This window comes from Xanthomonas sp. NCPPB 1132, from assembly GCF_056629235.1.
In genome coordinates, this window is record NZ_CM152819.1 from 1,270,897 (window position 1) to 1,286,493 (window position 15,597).

The following is a 15,597-nucleotide window of genomic DNA, read 5'->3' on the forward strand; positions in this document are numbered from 1 at the left end:
CAACGGCAAAACGTGAAACGGATCAGCCGTGGCAGGGCAGGCGCCCCGCCGCGGCCGCGCGGCTCAGGCGCCGGCTTCGTAACGGGTCACCGACTCGCGCAGGATGCGCTTGGCCTCTTCGGCATTGCCCCAGCCGTCGAGCTTGACCCACTTGCCCTTCTCCAGATCCTTGTAGTGCTCGAAGAAGTGGCCGATGCGCTCCATCCAGTGGCCGGACACCTGGGTGATGTCCTCGATGTGCGCGTAGCCCTGGAACACCTTGGCCACCGGCACCGCCAGGATCTTCTCGTCGCTGCCGGCCTCGTCGCTCATCTTCAGCACGCCGACCGGGCGGCAGCGCACCACGCAGCCGGGCACCAGCGGCAACGGCAGCACCACCAGCACGTCGGCCGGGTCGCCGTCGCCGCACAGGGTGTTGGGCACGTAGCCGTAGTTGCAGGGGTAGCGCATCGGCGTGGAAAGGATGCGGTCGACGAAGATGGCGCCGCTGGCCTTGTCCACTTCGTACTTGACCGGCTCGGAATCCTTGGGGATTTCGATGACGACGTTGATTTCTTCCGGCAGGTTCTTGCCGGAGGTGACCAGTTCCAGACCCATGCGCTAGCTCCAGTGGAGTGGCTTCTAAAGAGGCAGGCATTCTAGTCGGTTGGCTGTTGCAATGCAGCGCACAGCGGTTCGGAGGATTCCTACAGCGGTTTCGGACTCCATACCGGCCCGCATGGGGCGCATTCCGATGGTGTCGGTCCTCGGTGGCGGCGACCCTGTGGCCACTGTCCCCCATCAAGGAGCAAGACGATGAACGGAATCCGGCGATCGATATGGCCGCTGCTGGCGGTGCTGGTCCTGGCCTGCGGCGCTGCGCACGCGCAGCAGGCGGCGCCGAGGTATGTGGATGCAATGGACTACCCAGCGCCCGGCGAGGGCTGGGAGGCGTTCGCCGACCTGGAGCGACGGCTGGCGCACGACTTCGACCAGCTCTGCGGCGACACCTTCTGCGAAGGCGACTACAGCGACTACCGGCCGCTGCGCTATCGCTGCTCGGTGCGTCAGCGCGACGGGGTGATCGGCGAGTGCCTGTGGAGCTTCGCCGCCAGCGAGGCCAGCGTCGACCCGGACACCGGCCAGGTGGTGGTCGATGCGCGGCTGTGGCACTGCCGCACGCCGCTGCAGCCGCAGACCCGGTTGCACGCGCTGTACGCGGCGCTTTCGGGCGAGCGACCGCTGTTCGCGCCGCTGCCGCACAGCGAGCGCAGCATCAACGACGGGTTGATCGACTGCCTGTAGCCACGACGCGCATGCGCAGCGGGCGCGGGCATGTCGCCGGCGCCCGCTGTCCATTCAGCTACAGCAGCGGCACCAGCAGCAGCGCCACGATGTTGATGATCTTGATCAGCGGATTGATCGCCGGCCCGGCCGTGTCCTTGTACGGATCGCCGACGGTGTCGCCGGTCACCGCGGCCTTGTGCGCCTCGCTGCCCTTGCCGCCGAAATGGCCATCCTCGATGTACTTCTTGGCGTTGTCCCAGGCGCCGCCGCCGGTGGTCATCGAGATCGCCACGAACAGGCCGGTGACGATGGTGCCGATCAGCAGGCCGCCGAGCGCGCGCGGGCCCAGCAGCAGGCCGACCACGATCGGCACCGCCACCGGCAGCAGCGACGGCACGATCATTTCGCGGATCGCCGAGCGGGTCAGCATGTCCACCGCGCGGTCGTACTGCGGCTTGCCGGTGCCCTGCATGATGCCGGCGATCTCGCGGAACTGCCGCCGCACTTCCTCCACCACCGCACTGGCGGCACGGCCCACCGCTTCCATCGCCATCGCGCCGAACAGGTAGGGGATCAGGCCGCCGATCAGCAGGCCGATGATCACCGTGTGGTCGGACAGGTCGAAGGCGAAGGTCTCGGTGGGGTGCGCGGCGCGCAGGTTGTGGGTGTAGTCGGCGAACAGCACCAGCGCCGCCAGGGCCGCCGAGCCGATCGCATAGCCCTTGGTCACCGCCTTGGTCGTGTTGCCGACCGCATCCAGCGGGTCGGTGACCGCGCGCACCTCCGGCGGCAGTTCCGCCATCTCGGCGATGCCGCCGGCGTTGTCGGTGATCGGGCCGTAGGCGTCCAGCGCCACGATCATGCCGGCCATCGACAGCATCGCGGTGGCGGCGATGGCGATCCCGTACAGACCCGACAACGCGAACGCGCCCCAGATCGCCGCGCACACCGCGATCACCGGCAACGCAGTGGATTTCATCGAGATGCCGAGCCCGGCGATGATGTTGGTGCCGTGGCCGGTGGTCGAGGCCTGCGCCACATGCTGCACCGGTTTGTACTGGGTGCCGGTGTAGTACTCGGTGATCCACACGATCAGCCCGGTCAGCGCCAGGCCGATCAGCGCGCAGCCGTAGAGTTTGCCGGCACCGGCGGCGGTGTCGCCCATCAGTTGCTGGGTCACCGGCCAGAACGCCAGCGCCGCCAGCACCGCCGAGACCACTACGCCCTTGTACAGCGCGCCCATGATCGAACCGCCCGGGCGCACGCGCACGAAGAAGGTGCCGACGATCGAGGCGACGATCGATACCCCGCCCAGCACCAGCGGATACAGCACCGCGTTGCGCCCGGCCTCGGCGGCCATCAGCCCGCCCAGCAGCATCGTCGCGATCACCGTGACCGCGTAGGTCTCGAACAGGTCGGCGGCCATGCCGGCGCAGTCGCCGACGTTGTCGCCGACGTTGTCGGCGATCACCGCCGGGTTGCGCGGGTCGTCCTCGGGAATGCCGGCCTCGACCTTGCCGACCAGGTCCGCGCCGACGTCGGCGCCCTTGGTGAAGATACCGCCGCCCAGGCGCGCGAAGATCGAGATCAGCGAACTGCCGAAGGCCAGGCCGACCAGCGCATGTAGGCTGTCGCCGACGCTGTGGCCCAGCCACTGCAGCAGGCCGTAGTAGCCGGCCACGCCGATCAGGCCCAGGCCCACCACCAGCATGCCGGTGATCGCGCCGCCGCGGAACGCCACCGCCATGGCTGGCGCCAGCCCGCGCCGCGCCGCCTCGGCGGTGCGCACGTTGGCCCGCACCGACAGGTTCATGCCGATGTAGCCGGCGACCCCGGACAGCACCGCGCCGATCGCGAAGCCCCCGGCGGTGTACCAGCTCAGAAACACGCCGACCAGCACCAGCAGCACCGCGCCGGCGATGGCGATGGTCAGGTATTGGCGGTTGAGGTAGGCGCGGGCGCCTTCCTGGATCGCATCGGCGATATGCCGCATGCGTTCGTTGCCGGCGGGTTGCGCCAGGATCCAGCGCGTGGAGACGATGCCGTAGAGCACCGCCAGAGCCGCGCACGCCAGTGCCACGGTGACCGCATATCGTTCCAGCATGACCCCTCCCAAGGATGTGGATGGCGCCCAAGCGTTGGACGTACCGCGGGATCACACCGTAGGAGCTGAAGCATGCAACGACTCCGCGGCCACAACGCGCGCCGCTGGTGCGTATCGCAATGTCATCTGGCCTGGACGTGGACGAGTATGCGCCTGGCTCGGTGATGCCGCCAGCGACCCGGCAGGGCGTCGCAGTTTTGGCGTCCGGTTCAGTCTGCGCATGGCAGCGTGGCGCATCGCTTCCCAGGAGCCCTCCGATGCACACGACGCTTTCCCCAAGGCTGCGCGCACGCGCTTCGATCCTCGTCCTCGGTCTGTGTGCGTTGGCGCCGCTGGCCGCCGTGGCCGCCGATCCCACCCCGGAACTGCAGCGCCCGGCCAGCGCGCCGCAGGCGGTCGGGGTGGTGCACACCATCCGCCAGATCCCCGAGGCCTGCGTGCGCTTCGAGGGCGAGTACACCGGCGATGCGGCGCAGCCCTACCGCTTCTCGGCGGTGCGCAGCAGTCCCACCTGCCAGCCGCGCGCCAGGCTGGTCGAGTTCGACCAGGCCAAGCCCAGCGAGGCCACCGGCTGGAAGTTCAACGACCTGATCCGTGTGCCCAGCGCCGCCTGTCCCTCGCAGCAGGCGGTGGTGCGGGTGTGGCGCAAGCCGGTGGCGCTGAACACCGAGCGCGATGGTCAGGGCCAGTCGCGGATCTATCTGGAAGAGGCCAAGCAGCAGGCGGCGGCCGGCAAGGTCCCGCAGGTGCCGCAGTTCACCGCGCAGATGACCGTGGAGGGCAAGGCCTGCCGCTGAGCGTGCGGCTTGGATGACAGCCTCGCCCGTGTCGCCTGCCGCGCGGCACGGGCCGCAGGTTTGCATGACGGTGGCGGACCTGTCGTGTCACGCGCACACATGGCACATGGCACATGCGCGCCATCGGCGCCTGCGTAAACCGGTACCCAGGGACATGCGCGCGGCTGTCTCGCGCTACTTGATCGTCGCCGACCCATCGCCTGCGGCGTGCGCGACAGGCGACGCCACATCAGGCGCAGCTGCGCCGGTATGCCGCCGCCGCCATTCGTCGGCGACATCGCCCATGGTCTTGGCGACGCCATTGCGGATCCAGGCCATGAACGCGCGATCGAAGGCGAAGCCGTCGCCGCATGCCGCAACGAGAAAACGACGCACGTTCTGCGTGTTGCGGTAGCCTCCATTCACCGGCGTCGCGCGCGTGATCGTGTCGCTGTGCCAATCGAAGTGCATGTGCTTGGACGCGCTGGTCGTATCTTCGAGCATGTCGCGCATCTTGGTTGTCCCGTCTTCTCGGAAGCTCCGGACACTCCGGCATCGGCGCCGGAGGCGTCGGCGCTGTGCACCCTCTTGTCGTGTCCCTCGATCGTCACGCGCAGCGCCTGCGGACGCCGGTGCGCATGGCGCCATGCCGCGCGCGACGGCATGCGCCGATGACGCCATGACGATCCTGCGCCGCGCTGTCAGCCCTCCCAGGCCGGCAGCTTCTTCTTCACCGCCACGTTCTTCAGCGCCACGTACTTGGGCAGCCCATCCGTGCCGTAGGGCAGCGGCGCCTCGCCGCGGATCAGCGGCTGCAGGTAACGGCGCGCCTTCTCGGTGATGCCGAAGCCGTCCTTGCGCAGGAAGCCAGCGGGCATCTTCTTCTCGTGGTTGGCGACCTTGTGCAGTGGCGCTGCCTCGATCTTCCAGCGGTACGGCGCATCGCTGCTGCGCACGATCGCCGGCATCACCGCGTTCATGCCCTTCAGCGCGAACTGCACCGCGGCCTTGCCGACGGCCTGCGCCTGCTCCCAGTCGGTACGCGAGGCGAGGTGGCGGGCCGAACGCTGCAGGTAGTCGGGCAGGGTCCAATGCACCTTGTAGCCGAGCTCGGCCTTGACCTTGCCGGCCAGGTAGGACGCCACGCCGCCGAGCTGGCTGTGCCCGAACGCATCGGTGCCGCCGCCGGCATCGGCGACGAAGCGCCCGTCGGCGGTCTGGATGCCCTCGCTGGCCACCACCACGCACCAGCCGACCTTGTCCACCACCTTGCGCACCTGCGCCAGGAACGCGGCCTCGTCGTAGGCGCGTTCGGGAAACAGGATGATCTGCGGCGCCTCGTCCGGCGATTGCGCGGCCAGCCCGGCGGCGGCGGCCAGCCAGCCGGCATGGCGGCCCATGGCTTCGTAGACAAATACCTTGGTCGAGGTCTCGGCCATCGCCGCCACGTCCAGCGCCGCCTCGCGCACCGACACCGCGGTGTACTTGGCCGCCGAGCCGAAGCCCGGGCAGGTGTCGGTGACCGCCAGGTCGTTGTCGATGGTCTTGGGCACGCCGACGCAGTGCAGCGGGTAGCCGAACGCCTGCGCCAGCTGCGACACCTTCCACGCGGTGTCGGCCGAATCGTTGCCGCCGTTGTAGAGGAAGTAGCGCACGTCGTGCGCCTGCAGCACCTGCAGCAGGCGCTCGTACTTGGCGCGGTCGGCCTCCAGCGACTTGAGCTTGTAGCGGCACGAGCCGAACGCGCCGCCGGGGGTGTGGGCCAGCGCGGCGATGGCCGCCGCCGACTCCTTGGAGGTGTCGATCAGGTCCTCGCGCAGCGCGCCGAGGATGCCGTTGCGCGCGGCCAGGACCTTGACCTTGCGCGCCCGCGCTTCGCCGATGACGGCGGCGGCGCTGGCGTTGATGACGGCGGTGACGCCGCCGGACTGGGCGTACAGCAGGGTGCCTTGGGCCATGGTCGGGGTTCGCTCCTGGGGTGGGGACATTGCCGGGACATTGCCCGGATGCGGTAAGCTGGGGATCTAGCGGTGCAGCGCAGGCGTGGCCCCCGAGTCTAACGCCGCCGGCCGCGCACGGTACTTTCCTCGAGGAGTCAGGTTGATGCGATTGGTTCTGTTGGGACCGCCCGGATCGGGCAAGGGCACGCAGGCGGCCCGCCTGAAGGACAAGCTGCAGATTCCGCACATTTCCACCGGCGATCTGCTGCGCGCCGAAGTCGCCGCCGGCACCCCGCTGGGCGTGCAGGCCAAGGAAGTGATGGCGCGTGGCGACCTGGTCTCCGACGACATCCTGCTGGGCATGCTCGAATCGCGCCTGGGCCGCGACGACGTCGCCAACGGTTTCATCCTGGACGGTTACCCGCGCAACCTGGCGCAGGCCTCGGCACTGGACGACCTGCTGGCCAAGATCGGCCAGCCGCTGGACGCGGTGGTGCAGCTGGACGTGGCCAACGAACTGCTGGTCGAGCGCATCGCCGGCCGCGCCAAGGCCGAAGGTCGCGAGGACGACAATCCCGAGTCGGTGCGCAAGCGCCTGCAGGTCTATACCGATTCGACCGCGCCGGTGATCGGCTTCTACGACAAGCGCGGCACGTTGGCGCGGGTGGATGGCGTCGGCTCGCTGGACGAGGTGCTCGCCCGCATCCTGGCGGCGATCGGCCGCTGAGGCGGCCCGGCACGCCGGCGCCCGCAGCGGGCGCCGGACGTGCAGATGGCGCGGGATCCCGACGATTGCGCGTCTCCCGGTCACGACGCGCAACGCCCGTAGGAGCGGCTTCAGCCGCGACGGGCTTTACCGGGAATGCGCATCGCGGCTGAAGCCGCTCCTACCACGGTAAGGACATGTCCCGCGGCGCTGCGGCGCAGCGAGTGATCGGCCGTGGGCGCGCATGCCGCTTGCCATCAGGCCGGGCTTGCTAAAAGAGGGTGCCAGCGAACGGGCTTGCTCAGGGCCCCACGACATGAGCTCCCTTGGGGATGGTCTCTTGGGGAGTAGAACCACAGGGTGTCGAGGCTGGCCCGTTCATTCTCGGCGTCGGCTCCCGACTTGCCTATCGGGGACTTTCCTCAGCGGATGTGGGGGATTCCCTACTTGACGGCGTCGCGCCACGATTGCCCCGGATCGGCCCCGCGGCCCGTCTGCCGCGGCCAACCGCCGCGCCTGCGCCGGTTTGCGTGCGTCGGGGGATCGGCGACAATCGGGCCATGAGCAAGATCCATATTCTCGGCATCGCCGGTACGTTCATGGGCGGTGTCGCCGCGCTGGCGCGCGAACTCGGCCATGCGGTCGAGGGCAGCGACCAGGCGATCTACCCGCCGATGTCCACGCAGCTGGAACACCTGGGCATCGCGCTGAAGCAGGGCTACCTGCCCGAGCACATCGCCGCGGACTGCGACCAGGTGATCGTCGGCAACGCGCTGTCGCGCGGCAACGCGGCGGTGGAGGCGGTGCTCGACGCCGGGCGCGCCTACACCTCCGGCGCGCAATGGTTGAGCGAGCAGGTGCTGCCGGGGCGCGACACCCTGGCGGTGGCCGGCACCCACGGCAAGACCACCACCACCAGCATCCTGACCTGGCTGCTGCAGGCGGCCGGGCGCGAGCCGGGCTTTCTGATTGGTGGCGTGGCCGAGGATTTCGGGGTGTCAGCGCGGCTGGGGCGTGCAACTACCGAACCCTCATCCGGCGCTGCGCGCCACCTTCTCCCGGGGGGAGAAGGGCATCAGGGGCCGGCCCTGGCGGGCCGCCCGCTGTTTGTGGTCGAGGCCGACGAGTACGACACCGCGTTCTTCGACAAGCGCAGCAAGTTCGTGCACTACCGGCCGCTGGTGGCGATCCTCAACAATCTCGAATACGACCACGCCGACATCTTCCCCGACGTCGCCGCGATCCAGCGCCAGTTCCACCATCTGGTGCGGACCGTGCCGCGCCGCGGGCGGTTGATCGTCAACGGCGAGGACGCGCATCTGCGCGAGGTGCTGGCGATGGGCTGCTGGACCCCGGTGGAGCGCTTTGGCTTCGATCCGGCGTTCGAGTGGAGCGCACGCCTGATCGCCGCCGATGGCAGCCGCTTCGCGGTGCTGCACCAGGGCCGCGAACTGGGCGAGGTGGACTGGCCGCTGCTCGGCCGCCACAACGTGATGAACGCGCTGGCCGCGCTGGCCGCCGCCCATGCGGTGGGCGTGGCGCCGGCGCAGGTGATGCCGGCGCTGGCGCGCTTCCGCAGCGTCAAGCGGCGCCTGGAGGTGCTCGGCCAGGCGCAGGGCATCACCGTGTACGACGACTTCGCCCATCATCCCACCGCCATCCGCACCACCCTGGAGGGCCTGCGCGCCAAGGTCGGCGCGGCGCGCATCGTGGTGGCGATGGAGCCGCGCAGCAATTCGATGCGGCTGGGTGCGCATGCCGAAGCGCTGGCGCCGTCGCTGGAGGCCGCGGACGCGGTGGTGTTCCTGCAGCGGCCGGAGCTGGCCTGGGATGCGGGCAAGGTGATCGCCGCGGTGCGCGGCGAGGCCTGCGCGGCACCCGACGTGGACGCCTTGCTGGCCGCGCTGCAGGCACAGGCGCGCGCCGGCGACCACGTGGTGTTCATGTCCAACGGCGGCTTCGACGGCGCGCCGCGCCGCTTCCTGGCCGCGCTGCAATGAGCGCTTCCGGGCACGGCGGAGCCGGCGCGTGAGCCCGCAGCGGACCACGCTGCCGCTGTTCCCGCTACACGCGGTGCTGCTGCCCGGCGCCGCGATCAAGCTGCGGGTGTTCGAGCGCCGCTACCTGGACCTGGTCCGCGAGTGCGGGCGCACCGACAGCGGCTTCGGCGTGTGCCTGATCCTGGACGGCAGCGAGACCGGTGCCCCGGCGGTGCCGGCGGCGTTCGGCACCGAGGCGCGCATCGTCGATTTCGATGTCGGCGCCGATGGCGTGCTGGTGCTGAGCCTGCGTGGCGCGCGGCGCTTCCACGTGCTTCGCAGCCGGGTCCGCGACAACGGCCTGGTGGTCGGCGACGTGGAATGGCGCGAAGCCGATGGCGACGACGAACTGCGTCCGCAGCACGCGCTGTTGGCGACGGTGCTCGACAGCATCCTCGACCAGGCCGCCGCGGTGTATCCGCTGGCCGGTCCGCGCCAGCTCGACCAGGCCGCCTGGGTCGGCTGGCGCATGGCCGAACTGCTGCCGCTGGACGAACGCCAGCGCCTGTCGCTGCTGCAGGAAGACGACCCGCACGCGCGGCTGGATCAGTTGCTGGCCTGGATTCCCTGAGCGAGGCAGGCGAGGGCGGCTGCGCCGTCCTGGTCGGCATGCGGAACACGGCGGCCGGCATCGGCGCGGCCGAGTGCCCCCAGCAACCACGATCGCCGCGCTGCACTCGCGCGGCGGCCATGGCGCCGACCTGCGCCCCGCACGCGATATTCAGCGCACCGCTAACAGGCGCAGGCCACGCTTGGCAGCGATCGGCGGCCGCGCCCGGCTGCCGGCAACGGCATCCCGCCCTGGCGGCCTGACGTCCTGTCCACGCACGATCGAGGACTTCGTATGAAGCGTTCCTTCCTGCTGTTGTTGCTGTCCGCCGGCGGCGGCCTGAGCCTGCCCGCCATCGCCGCCGAGACTTCCCCCGCGCCCGCCGCCGCAGCCGGCCAGGCCGACTGCCCGCGCGGCGCCATCGCCCAGGTCACCGGCAATGCCGATCAGGTGTCGCCGAAGACCTGCCTGACGCCCTCGATGAAGCCGTTCGCGCTGCAGCGCGGGCAACTGTTCGCCATCACCCTCACCGAGAACGGCTCGACCGGCAGCGCCTGGGCCTTGCGCAGCCTGCCCGCGCCGCTGTCGCTGCTCGACATCGAGCATGCACCGGGCACGGCCTGCGCCACGGGCCGCATGGGCTGCCCCAGTACCGTCACCTACACCTTCAAGGCCACCGATCACGGTGGCGGCACGATCGATCTCATCTACTCCCGGCACTGGGAAGATCGCGCCACCGACTCGCGTTCGATCCGGGTCGAGGTGAAGTAGCCGCCACCACTGCCTGCAGTCGCAGGCAGGACGGCGCTGCGCCGGCGCTGCGCTGATCGCTCTGGAACCCAGGCGCGTCGCCGCCGCTCAGGGCGACGGCGGCGCCTCGCCGTCGCTGCGCACCAGCAGCACCGGGATCTGGCTGCGACGGTGCATGTCCTTGCGGGTCGGCAGCGCGTGCAGCGCCTCGGTCACGGCATTGAGCGCCGGATCGGCACCGCGCAGCGGCCGCCACAGGCCGATCAGGTTGAAGTGGCGCTCGTAGCGCAGGCTCTGCGCGCTGCCCAGCCACAGCGGCACGTTGCCCGGCTGCAGGCGCGCCGGCGCCGGCCACAGGCGCAGCGCATACAGCTCGTCCGGATTCGGGCCGGGGCGCAGCATCAGCAGCGACTCGACGCGCGTATCCAGCGTCGCCGGCAGCACCGGCACCTGTGCCGGCGTGGCCTTGTAGTCGAGCAACTGCAGCGCCTGCTGCCAGCCGGCCTGCGGCTGCACGCGCCAGCCGGCCGCTTCGAGCTGGCGCTGCAGCGGCGCCAGCGATCCGGCCACCTGGATGTCCAGCGGCCAGCGCTGGTCGTCGTCGAACTCGTTGCGTCGCGACGGCAATTGCCGCCAGTCGTGCTGCCACCAGGCCGCATCCGCCAGTTGCGTGACCTGCGGCGGCGGCGGTTCGAACTTGGCCAGCTTGCGTTCCAGCTGGCGCGGCGCGTACCACAGCGCGGCGATCGCGAAGCCGCCATAGAACAGCCAGGCCAGCGGCTTCATCCAGAACCCGCGGTTGAAGCGGCGGCGGTAGGCGATGCCCAGCACCAGCAGCCAGAAGATGCCGAACAGCATGCCGCCGACCACGTCGCTGAGCCAGTGCGCGCCCAGGTACAGGCGGGCGAAGCCGATCAGGGTCACCACCGCACCCGACAACAGGTACGGCCACACCCGCGAGCGCCCGGGCAGTTCGCGCGCGATCAACACCGCGAAGAAACCGAAGCTGATCGTGGCCATGGTCACCGCCACCGACGGGAAGCCGAAACCGCTGCTGGCCGCCGGCGGCCGCACCACGTGCACGGTGGTGCCGAGCAGCTTGGTCAGGGCCAGGCCGAACGCCAGCGCCGCCAGCCAGTGCGCCGCGGCCATCCAGCGCCGGCGCCAGGCCAGGTAGAGCAGGCCCAGTGCGGTCGGCGGCAGCAGCACCTGCCAGTCGCCCAGCGAGGCCAGCGCGGTCATCGGGTAGTCGGCCAGCGGGTTGCGCAGGGCCAGCATCAGGTCGTGCACCGCCAGGTCCAGGCGCAGCGGCTCGCCGTGCGCCACCACCACCATCAGCAGCGCGAACCAGCCCCAGCCCAGCGCCAGCAGCATCACCGCCAGCATCGCCAGCGGCACCGACTCGCGGCGCTGCGGGTCGAACACCGCGATCGAGTAGCGGCCCAGCACCGGGTGCCGGCGCGACCAGTCCAGGCCGCGCGCCAGCAGTGCGTCCATGTGTCCGGCCGACCAGCGGTAGCCGTACAGCACGATCGCCCACACCAGGCCCAGCGCCAGCGCCAGCAGGCCCACCACCAGGAACAGACGGCCGGCGACCGCGGCCACCGCGTCGTAGGCCTGGCCCAACAGCCAGCCCGGCCCGAGGAACAGCAGCGCCCAGGTCACCGCGGCCACGCTGCTGGGCAGCAGGTAGCGCCGCAGCGGCATCTTCATCATGCCCGCCACCGCCGGCACGAACGGGCGGATGGCGCCGACGTAGCGCGCCACCAGGATGCTCTTGAAGGCGTTGCGGCGGAACATCGCCTCGCCGCGGTCGAGCAGCTGCGGGTAGCGCTTGAACGGCCAGTAGTTGCGCAACTGATGGCCCCAGCGGTAGCCGACCCAGTAGCTGACCGCATCGCCGATCAGCGCGCCCAGCGCGGCGCTGACCACCGCGTACGGGCCGGAGATCTGGCCCAGGCCGATCAGCACGCCGATCGCGAACAGCAGCGGCAGCGCCGGCACCAGCGTGCCGAGGATGATGACCGCATCGCAGAACGCGATGGCGAAGATGACCGCGCCGGCCAGGATGGGGTGTGCTGCGATCCACTCCAGCGTGGCATCGGTCCATGAGGCATTCATCGGGCAAGTATAGAGGGAGCGTGATGACGGTCCGTTAGCGCTGGCGATGCCGAGTCGGGCGAGCGCCCTTGCAGCACCGGGCTGCCCGGCGCCTGGTTTGCTGCAGGCGCATTGTGGGCGCCATCCCGGACTGCGCCGGTCCAATCCGCGCCGAGGAGCGCGGGGCCGTGCGTGGATCCGCCGCAGTCCAGCGCGACGCGCCGATCCAGCGGTGCGGCCTGCCGTGGCGTGGGGCGCGACGCGCAGCTGACCAGCGCCGGACCAGGCGCCTGCCTGGCGGTGGCCGTGTGTGCAGACCGATCAAACCGCGTCGCACGCTCTACACTGGCCGGATGCCTGCCCCCGCTCCCCGCACCGTCCAGATCCTCAAGGCCGACAGCTTCGGTCGCATCCTGCTGCTGGGCGAAGGCGAGGCGCGCTTCGTTCGCCGCGACCTCACTGCCTCGCCGTGGTGGCTGCGGCTGCCGGCGTGGTGGCTGGCGCGGCGCGAGGCGCTCGCCCTGCGGCAACTGGACGGCATGGCGGCAACGCCGCAATTGCGCGGCTGGGACGGCACCTTCCTGGACCGCAGTTACCTGGACGGCGCGGCGATGTACCAGCGGCCGCCGTGCGGCGACCTGGCGTATTTCCGCGCCGCGCGGCGCCTGCTGCAGCAGTTGCACCGGCGCGGCGTGGCGCACAACGACCTGGCCAAGGAAGCGAACTGGCTGGTGCTGGCGGACGGCAGCCCGGCACTGATCGACTTCCAGCTCGCCGTGCGCGGCGCGCCGCGCTCGCGCTGGATGCGCCTGCTGGCGCGCGAGGACTTGCGCCACTTGCTCAAGCACAAGCGCATGTACTGCGCGCACGCCCTGACCCCGGTCGAGCGGCGCCTGCTCAAGCGCCATTCCTGGGTGCGCGAACTGTGGTTCGCCAGCGGCAAGCCGGTCTATCGCTTCGTCACCCGGCGCCTGCTCAAGTGGGAAGACAACGAGGGGCAGGGGCCGAAGCCCTGAAAGGCCGGGATTGGGGATTCGGGATTGGGGATTGGCAACGGCGCATGGCGGCGCCTGACCCGGCCCTGGTGGGGACAGCAAGGCGCTAAGCTTTGGCGAATCCCCAATCCCGAATCCCCAATCCCGTGACCTTACAAGGTAAAACCCTCTTAATCACCGGCGCTTCGCGCGGTATCGGGCTGGCGATCGCGCTGCGGGCGGCGCGCGATGGCGCCAATGTGGCGATCGCGGCGAAGTCGGCGGTGCCCAATCCCAAGTTGCCCGGCACCATCCACAGCGCGGCGGCGGCGGTGGAGGCGGCTGGTGGGCGTGCGCTGGCGCTGAAGTGCGATATCCGCGAAGAGGCGCAGGTGCGTGCGGCGGTGGCGGCGACGGTGGAGGCGTTCGGCGGTATCGACATCTTGGTCAACAACGCCAGCGCGATCTGGCTGCGCGGGACGCTGGAGACGCCGATGAAGCGCTTCGACCTGATGCAGCAGGTCAATGCGCGCGGCAGCTTCCTGTGCGCGCAGGCCTGCCTGCCGCATCTGCTGCGCAGCGCCAACCCGCACATCCTGACCCTGGCGCCGCCGCCGTCGCTGGAACCCAAGTGGTGGGCGCCGCATACCGGCTACACCCTGGCCAAGATGGGCATGAGCTTCGTCACCCTGGGCCTGGCCGGCGAGTTCGGCCCGCAGGGCGTTGCGGTCAATGCGCTGTGGCCGCGCACGCTGATCGCCACCGAGGCGCTGAACATGATCCCTGGCGTCGAGGCCGGCAACGGCCGTCGCCCGGAGATCATGGCCGACGCCGCGCACGCCGTGCTGACCCGGCCGGCGGCCGGCTTCTTCGGCCAGTTCCTGATCGACGACGCGGTGCTGGCCGAGGCCGGGGTGCACGACCTGTCCGGCTATGCGCTGGATCCCTCGCAGCCGCTGCTGCCGGATCTGTTCCTGGACTGAGGCCCCCAGGCGCCGGCGCACCGGAGGCGACGCGGCGCGGCGGTTTGGGCGGCAGGGGCCACGACCGCAAACGCACCGTGTGCGGGCTGCGGCGCGCTGCACAAACGCTCTGTTCCATCCGAGCGCGGCCGGTGCCGCAACGACCCGGCGCGGCTATGCTGCCTGGGTCTTGATGCCACCGCCGCCCATGCCCGCTCCAGTCGCCGTCGCCCTGCCGCGCCTTCCCGAGTCCCGCCACGCCATCCATGCCGATCTCAGCGACAACGAGCGGCACATGCTCGACCGCCTGCGCCTGGCCGGCACCGCCACCCGCGCCGATCTCAGCCGCAGCACCGGGCTGACCGTGCAGTCGGCGGTGCGCCTGGTCGATGCGCTGGCCGAGCGCGGCCTGGTCGCGATCGGCGCCTCGCTGGCGCATGCCGGCCGCGGCAAGCCTGGCGCGGGCATCGCGCTCAATCCCGGTTACGGCCACACCGTCGGCTACGCGATCGCCACCGATGCGCTGTCGCTGGCACTGCTGGATTTCAGCGGGCAGATCCGCGCCACTGCCGAACATGCGCTGCGTTCGACCGAGCCGGCCGCGCTGCTGGCGCAACTGCGCGAGGCGGATGCGGCGCTGACCGCGGCCGCCGGCGCCGGGCTCGGCCCGCGCCTGGGTGCGGGGGTGGCGATGACCGGTTTCTTCGTCGAAGACGGCGTGCACATGAATCCGCCCGAGCCGCTGCGCGCGCTGGGCGAGTTGTCCATCGGCGACTGGCTGGCCGAGGCGCTGGGCCTGCCGGTGTGGGTGGACAACGACGGCACGGTGGCGGCGGCGGGCGAGAGCCTGCTCGGCATCGGCCGCCAGTACCGCGATTTCGCCTATCTGCACTTCAACTACGGCCTGGGCGGCGGCGTGGTGATCGACGGCACCTGCCTGCGCGGCGCGCATGGCAATGCCGGCGAGTTCGCCGGCATGCTGCCGCAGCAGGGGCTGGAGCGCGGCACGCTGGAGCTGTTGCGGCAGTTGCTGGCCGAGGACGGCATCGCGCTGCCCGACATCCGCGCGCTGCTGGCGGCCTACGATCCGGCGTGGCCGGCGATCGAGCGCTGGATCGCGCGGGTGGCGCCGGGTCTGTCGCTGATCGTGTCCGCGATCGTGGCGATCTTCGATCCGCAGGCAGTGGTGTTCGGCGGGCGCATGCCGCGCGAGCTGGCCACGCGGCTGATTCCGCACGTGCGCATCGACAACCAGCCGCGCCGCGGCCAGGCGCGGCCGCTGCCGCGGCTGCTGCCGGCCGCCGCCACCGCCGACGCCAGCGCGGTGGGCGCGGCGGCGCTGCCGCTGAAGGCCTGCTATTTCCGTTGAACCGGTCCCGCCGCGGCGTCGCCATGCCTGCACGCCGCCGGCGCTACCCTATGCGCCGTTT

14 protein-coding genes are annotated in these 15,597 nt (G+C 70.7%); 9 read left to right on the forward strand and 5 right to left on the reverse strand.

What is annotated here, in order from left to right:
• Positions 1-63: 63 nt before the first annotated feature.
• On the reverse strand, positions 64-597 hold the full coding sequence (gene ppa, locus AC1G9L_RS05495; protein WP_010343376.1) for an inorganic diphosphatase: 534 nt from the start codon (positions 595-597) through the stop codon (positions 64-66).
• Positions 598-795: 198 nt separating this feature from the next.
• Between ppa and AC1G9L_RS05500 the strand changes: the two genes are divergently transcribed.
• Positions 796-1,284 (forward strand): hypothetical protein, encoded by a 489-nt coding sequence (locus AC1G9L_RS05500; protein ID WP_481070439.1) that lies wholly within the window; start codon positions 796-798, stop codon positions 1,282-1,284.
• Between the two features lie 58 nt (positions 1,285-1,342).
• Here AC1G9L_RS05500 and AC1G9L_RS05505 read toward each other — a convergent pair whose 3' ends face one another.
• Positions 1,343-3,370, reverse strand: a complete 2,028-nt coding sequence (locus AC1G9L_RS05505) for a sodium-translocating pyrophosphatase (protein WP_019799180.1) — start codon at positions 3,368-3,370, stop codon at positions 1,343-1,345.
• Positions 3,371-3,627: 257 nt separating this feature from the next.
• On the opposite strand from AC1G9L_RS05505, the gene AC1G9L_RS05510 reads away from it, so the two are divergent.
• A complete protein-coding gene (locus AC1G9L_RS05510) occupies positions 3,628-4,167 on the forward strand; it encodes a hypothetical protein (protein ID WP_481070440.1) in 540 nt (179 codons plus the stop codon).
• A gap of 174 nt (positions 4,168-4,341) precedes the next feature.
• Here AC1G9L_RS05510 and AC1G9L_RS05515 read toward each other — a convergent pair whose 3' ends face one another.
• The gene (locus AC1G9L_RS05515) at positions 4,342-4,659 is read right to left on the reverse strand and encodes a DUF6434 domain-containing protein (protein WP_019799182.1); all 318 of its coding nucleotides are present in this window, start codon (positions 4,657-4,659) and stop codon (positions 4,342-4,344) included.
• Positions 4,660-4,847: 188 nt separating this feature from the next.
• Positions 4,848-6,104: a diphosphate--fructose-6-phosphate 1-phosphotransferase gene (locus AC1G9L_RS05520; RefSeq protein ID WP_019799183.1), complete on the reverse strand. Its 1,257-nt coding sequence runs from the start codon at positions 6,102-6,104 to the stop codon at positions 4,848-4,850.
• 145 nt (positions 6,105-6,249) lie between these two features.
• Between AC1G9L_RS05520 and AC1G9L_RS05525 the strand changes: the two genes are divergently transcribed.
• From AC1G9L_RS05525 to AC1G9L_RS05540, 4 genes are all read left to right on the forward strand, one after another.
• Positions 6,250-6,813, forward strand: a complete 564-nt coding sequence (locus AC1G9L_RS05525; protein WP_209230549.1) for an adenylate kinase — start codon at positions 6,250-6,252, stop codon at positions 6,811-6,813.
• A 539-nt stretch (positions 6,814-7,352) separates the two neighbouring features.
• Positions 7,353-8,792 (forward strand): UDP-N-acetylmuramate:L-alanyl-gamma-D-glutamyl-meso-diaminopimelate ligase, encoded by a 1,440-nt coding sequence (mpl, locus tag AC1G9L_RS05530; protein ID WP_481070441.1) that lies wholly within the window; start codon positions 7,353-7,355, stop codon positions 8,790-8,792.
• Positions 8,793-8,820: 28 nt separating this feature from the next.
• Positions 8,821-9,402 (forward strand): LON peptidase substrate-binding domain-containing protein, encoded by a 582-nt coding sequence (locus AC1G9L_RS05535; protein WP_019802480.1) that lies wholly within the window; start codon positions 8,821-8,823, stop codon positions 9,400-9,402.
• A gap of 273 nt (positions 9,403-9,675) precedes the next feature.
• Positions 9,676-10,152 carry a protease inhibitor I42 family protein gene (locus tag AC1G9L_RS05540; RefSeq protein ID WP_481070442.1) on the forward strand — a complete coding sequence of 159 codons (477 nt, stop codon included), beginning with the start codon at positions 9,676-9,678 and terminating at the stop codon, positions 10,150-10,152.
• An 87-nt stretch (positions 10,153-10,239) separates the two neighbouring features.
• Here AC1G9L_RS05540 and AC1G9L_RS05545 read toward each other — a convergent pair whose 3' ends face one another.
• Positions 10,240-12,252 carry a bifunctional DedA family/phosphatase PAP2 family protein gene (locus tag AC1G9L_RS05545; RefSeq protein WP_481070443.1) on the reverse strand — a complete coding sequence of 671 codons (2,013 nt, stop codon included), beginning with the start codon at positions 12,250-12,252 and terminating at the stop codon, positions 10,240-10,242.
• A gap of 332 nt (positions 12,253-12,584) precedes the next feature.
• On the opposite strand from AC1G9L_RS05545, the gene AC1G9L_RS05550 reads away from it, so the two are divergent.
• The 3 genes from AC1G9L_RS05550 to AC1G9L_RS05560 all read left to right on the forward strand — a co-directional run bounded on the left by AC1G9L_RS05550 (position 12,585) and on the right by AC1G9L_RS05560 (position 15,536).
• Positions 12,585-13,247 (forward strand): serine/threonine-protein kinase, encoded by a 663-nt coding sequence (locus tag AC1G9L_RS05550; protein ID WP_481070444.1) that lies wholly within the window; start codon positions 12,585-12,587, stop codon positions 13,245-13,247.
• A gap of 125 nt (positions 13,248-13,372) precedes the next feature.
• On the forward strand, positions 13,373-14,188 hold the full coding sequence (locus tag AC1G9L_RS05555) for an SDR family oxidoreductase (protein ID WP_481070445.1): 816 nt from the start codon (positions 13,373-13,375) through the stop codon (positions 14,186-14,188).
• Between the two features lie 187 nt (positions 14,189-14,375).
• Positions 14,376-15,536, forward strand: coding sequence for an ROK family transcriptional regulator (locus AC1G9L_RS05560; protein WP_209246032.1), 1,161 nt, complete (start codon positions 14,376-14,378; stop codon positions 15,534-15,536).
• The last annotated feature ends 61 nt before the right edge of the window (positions 15,537-15,597 follow it).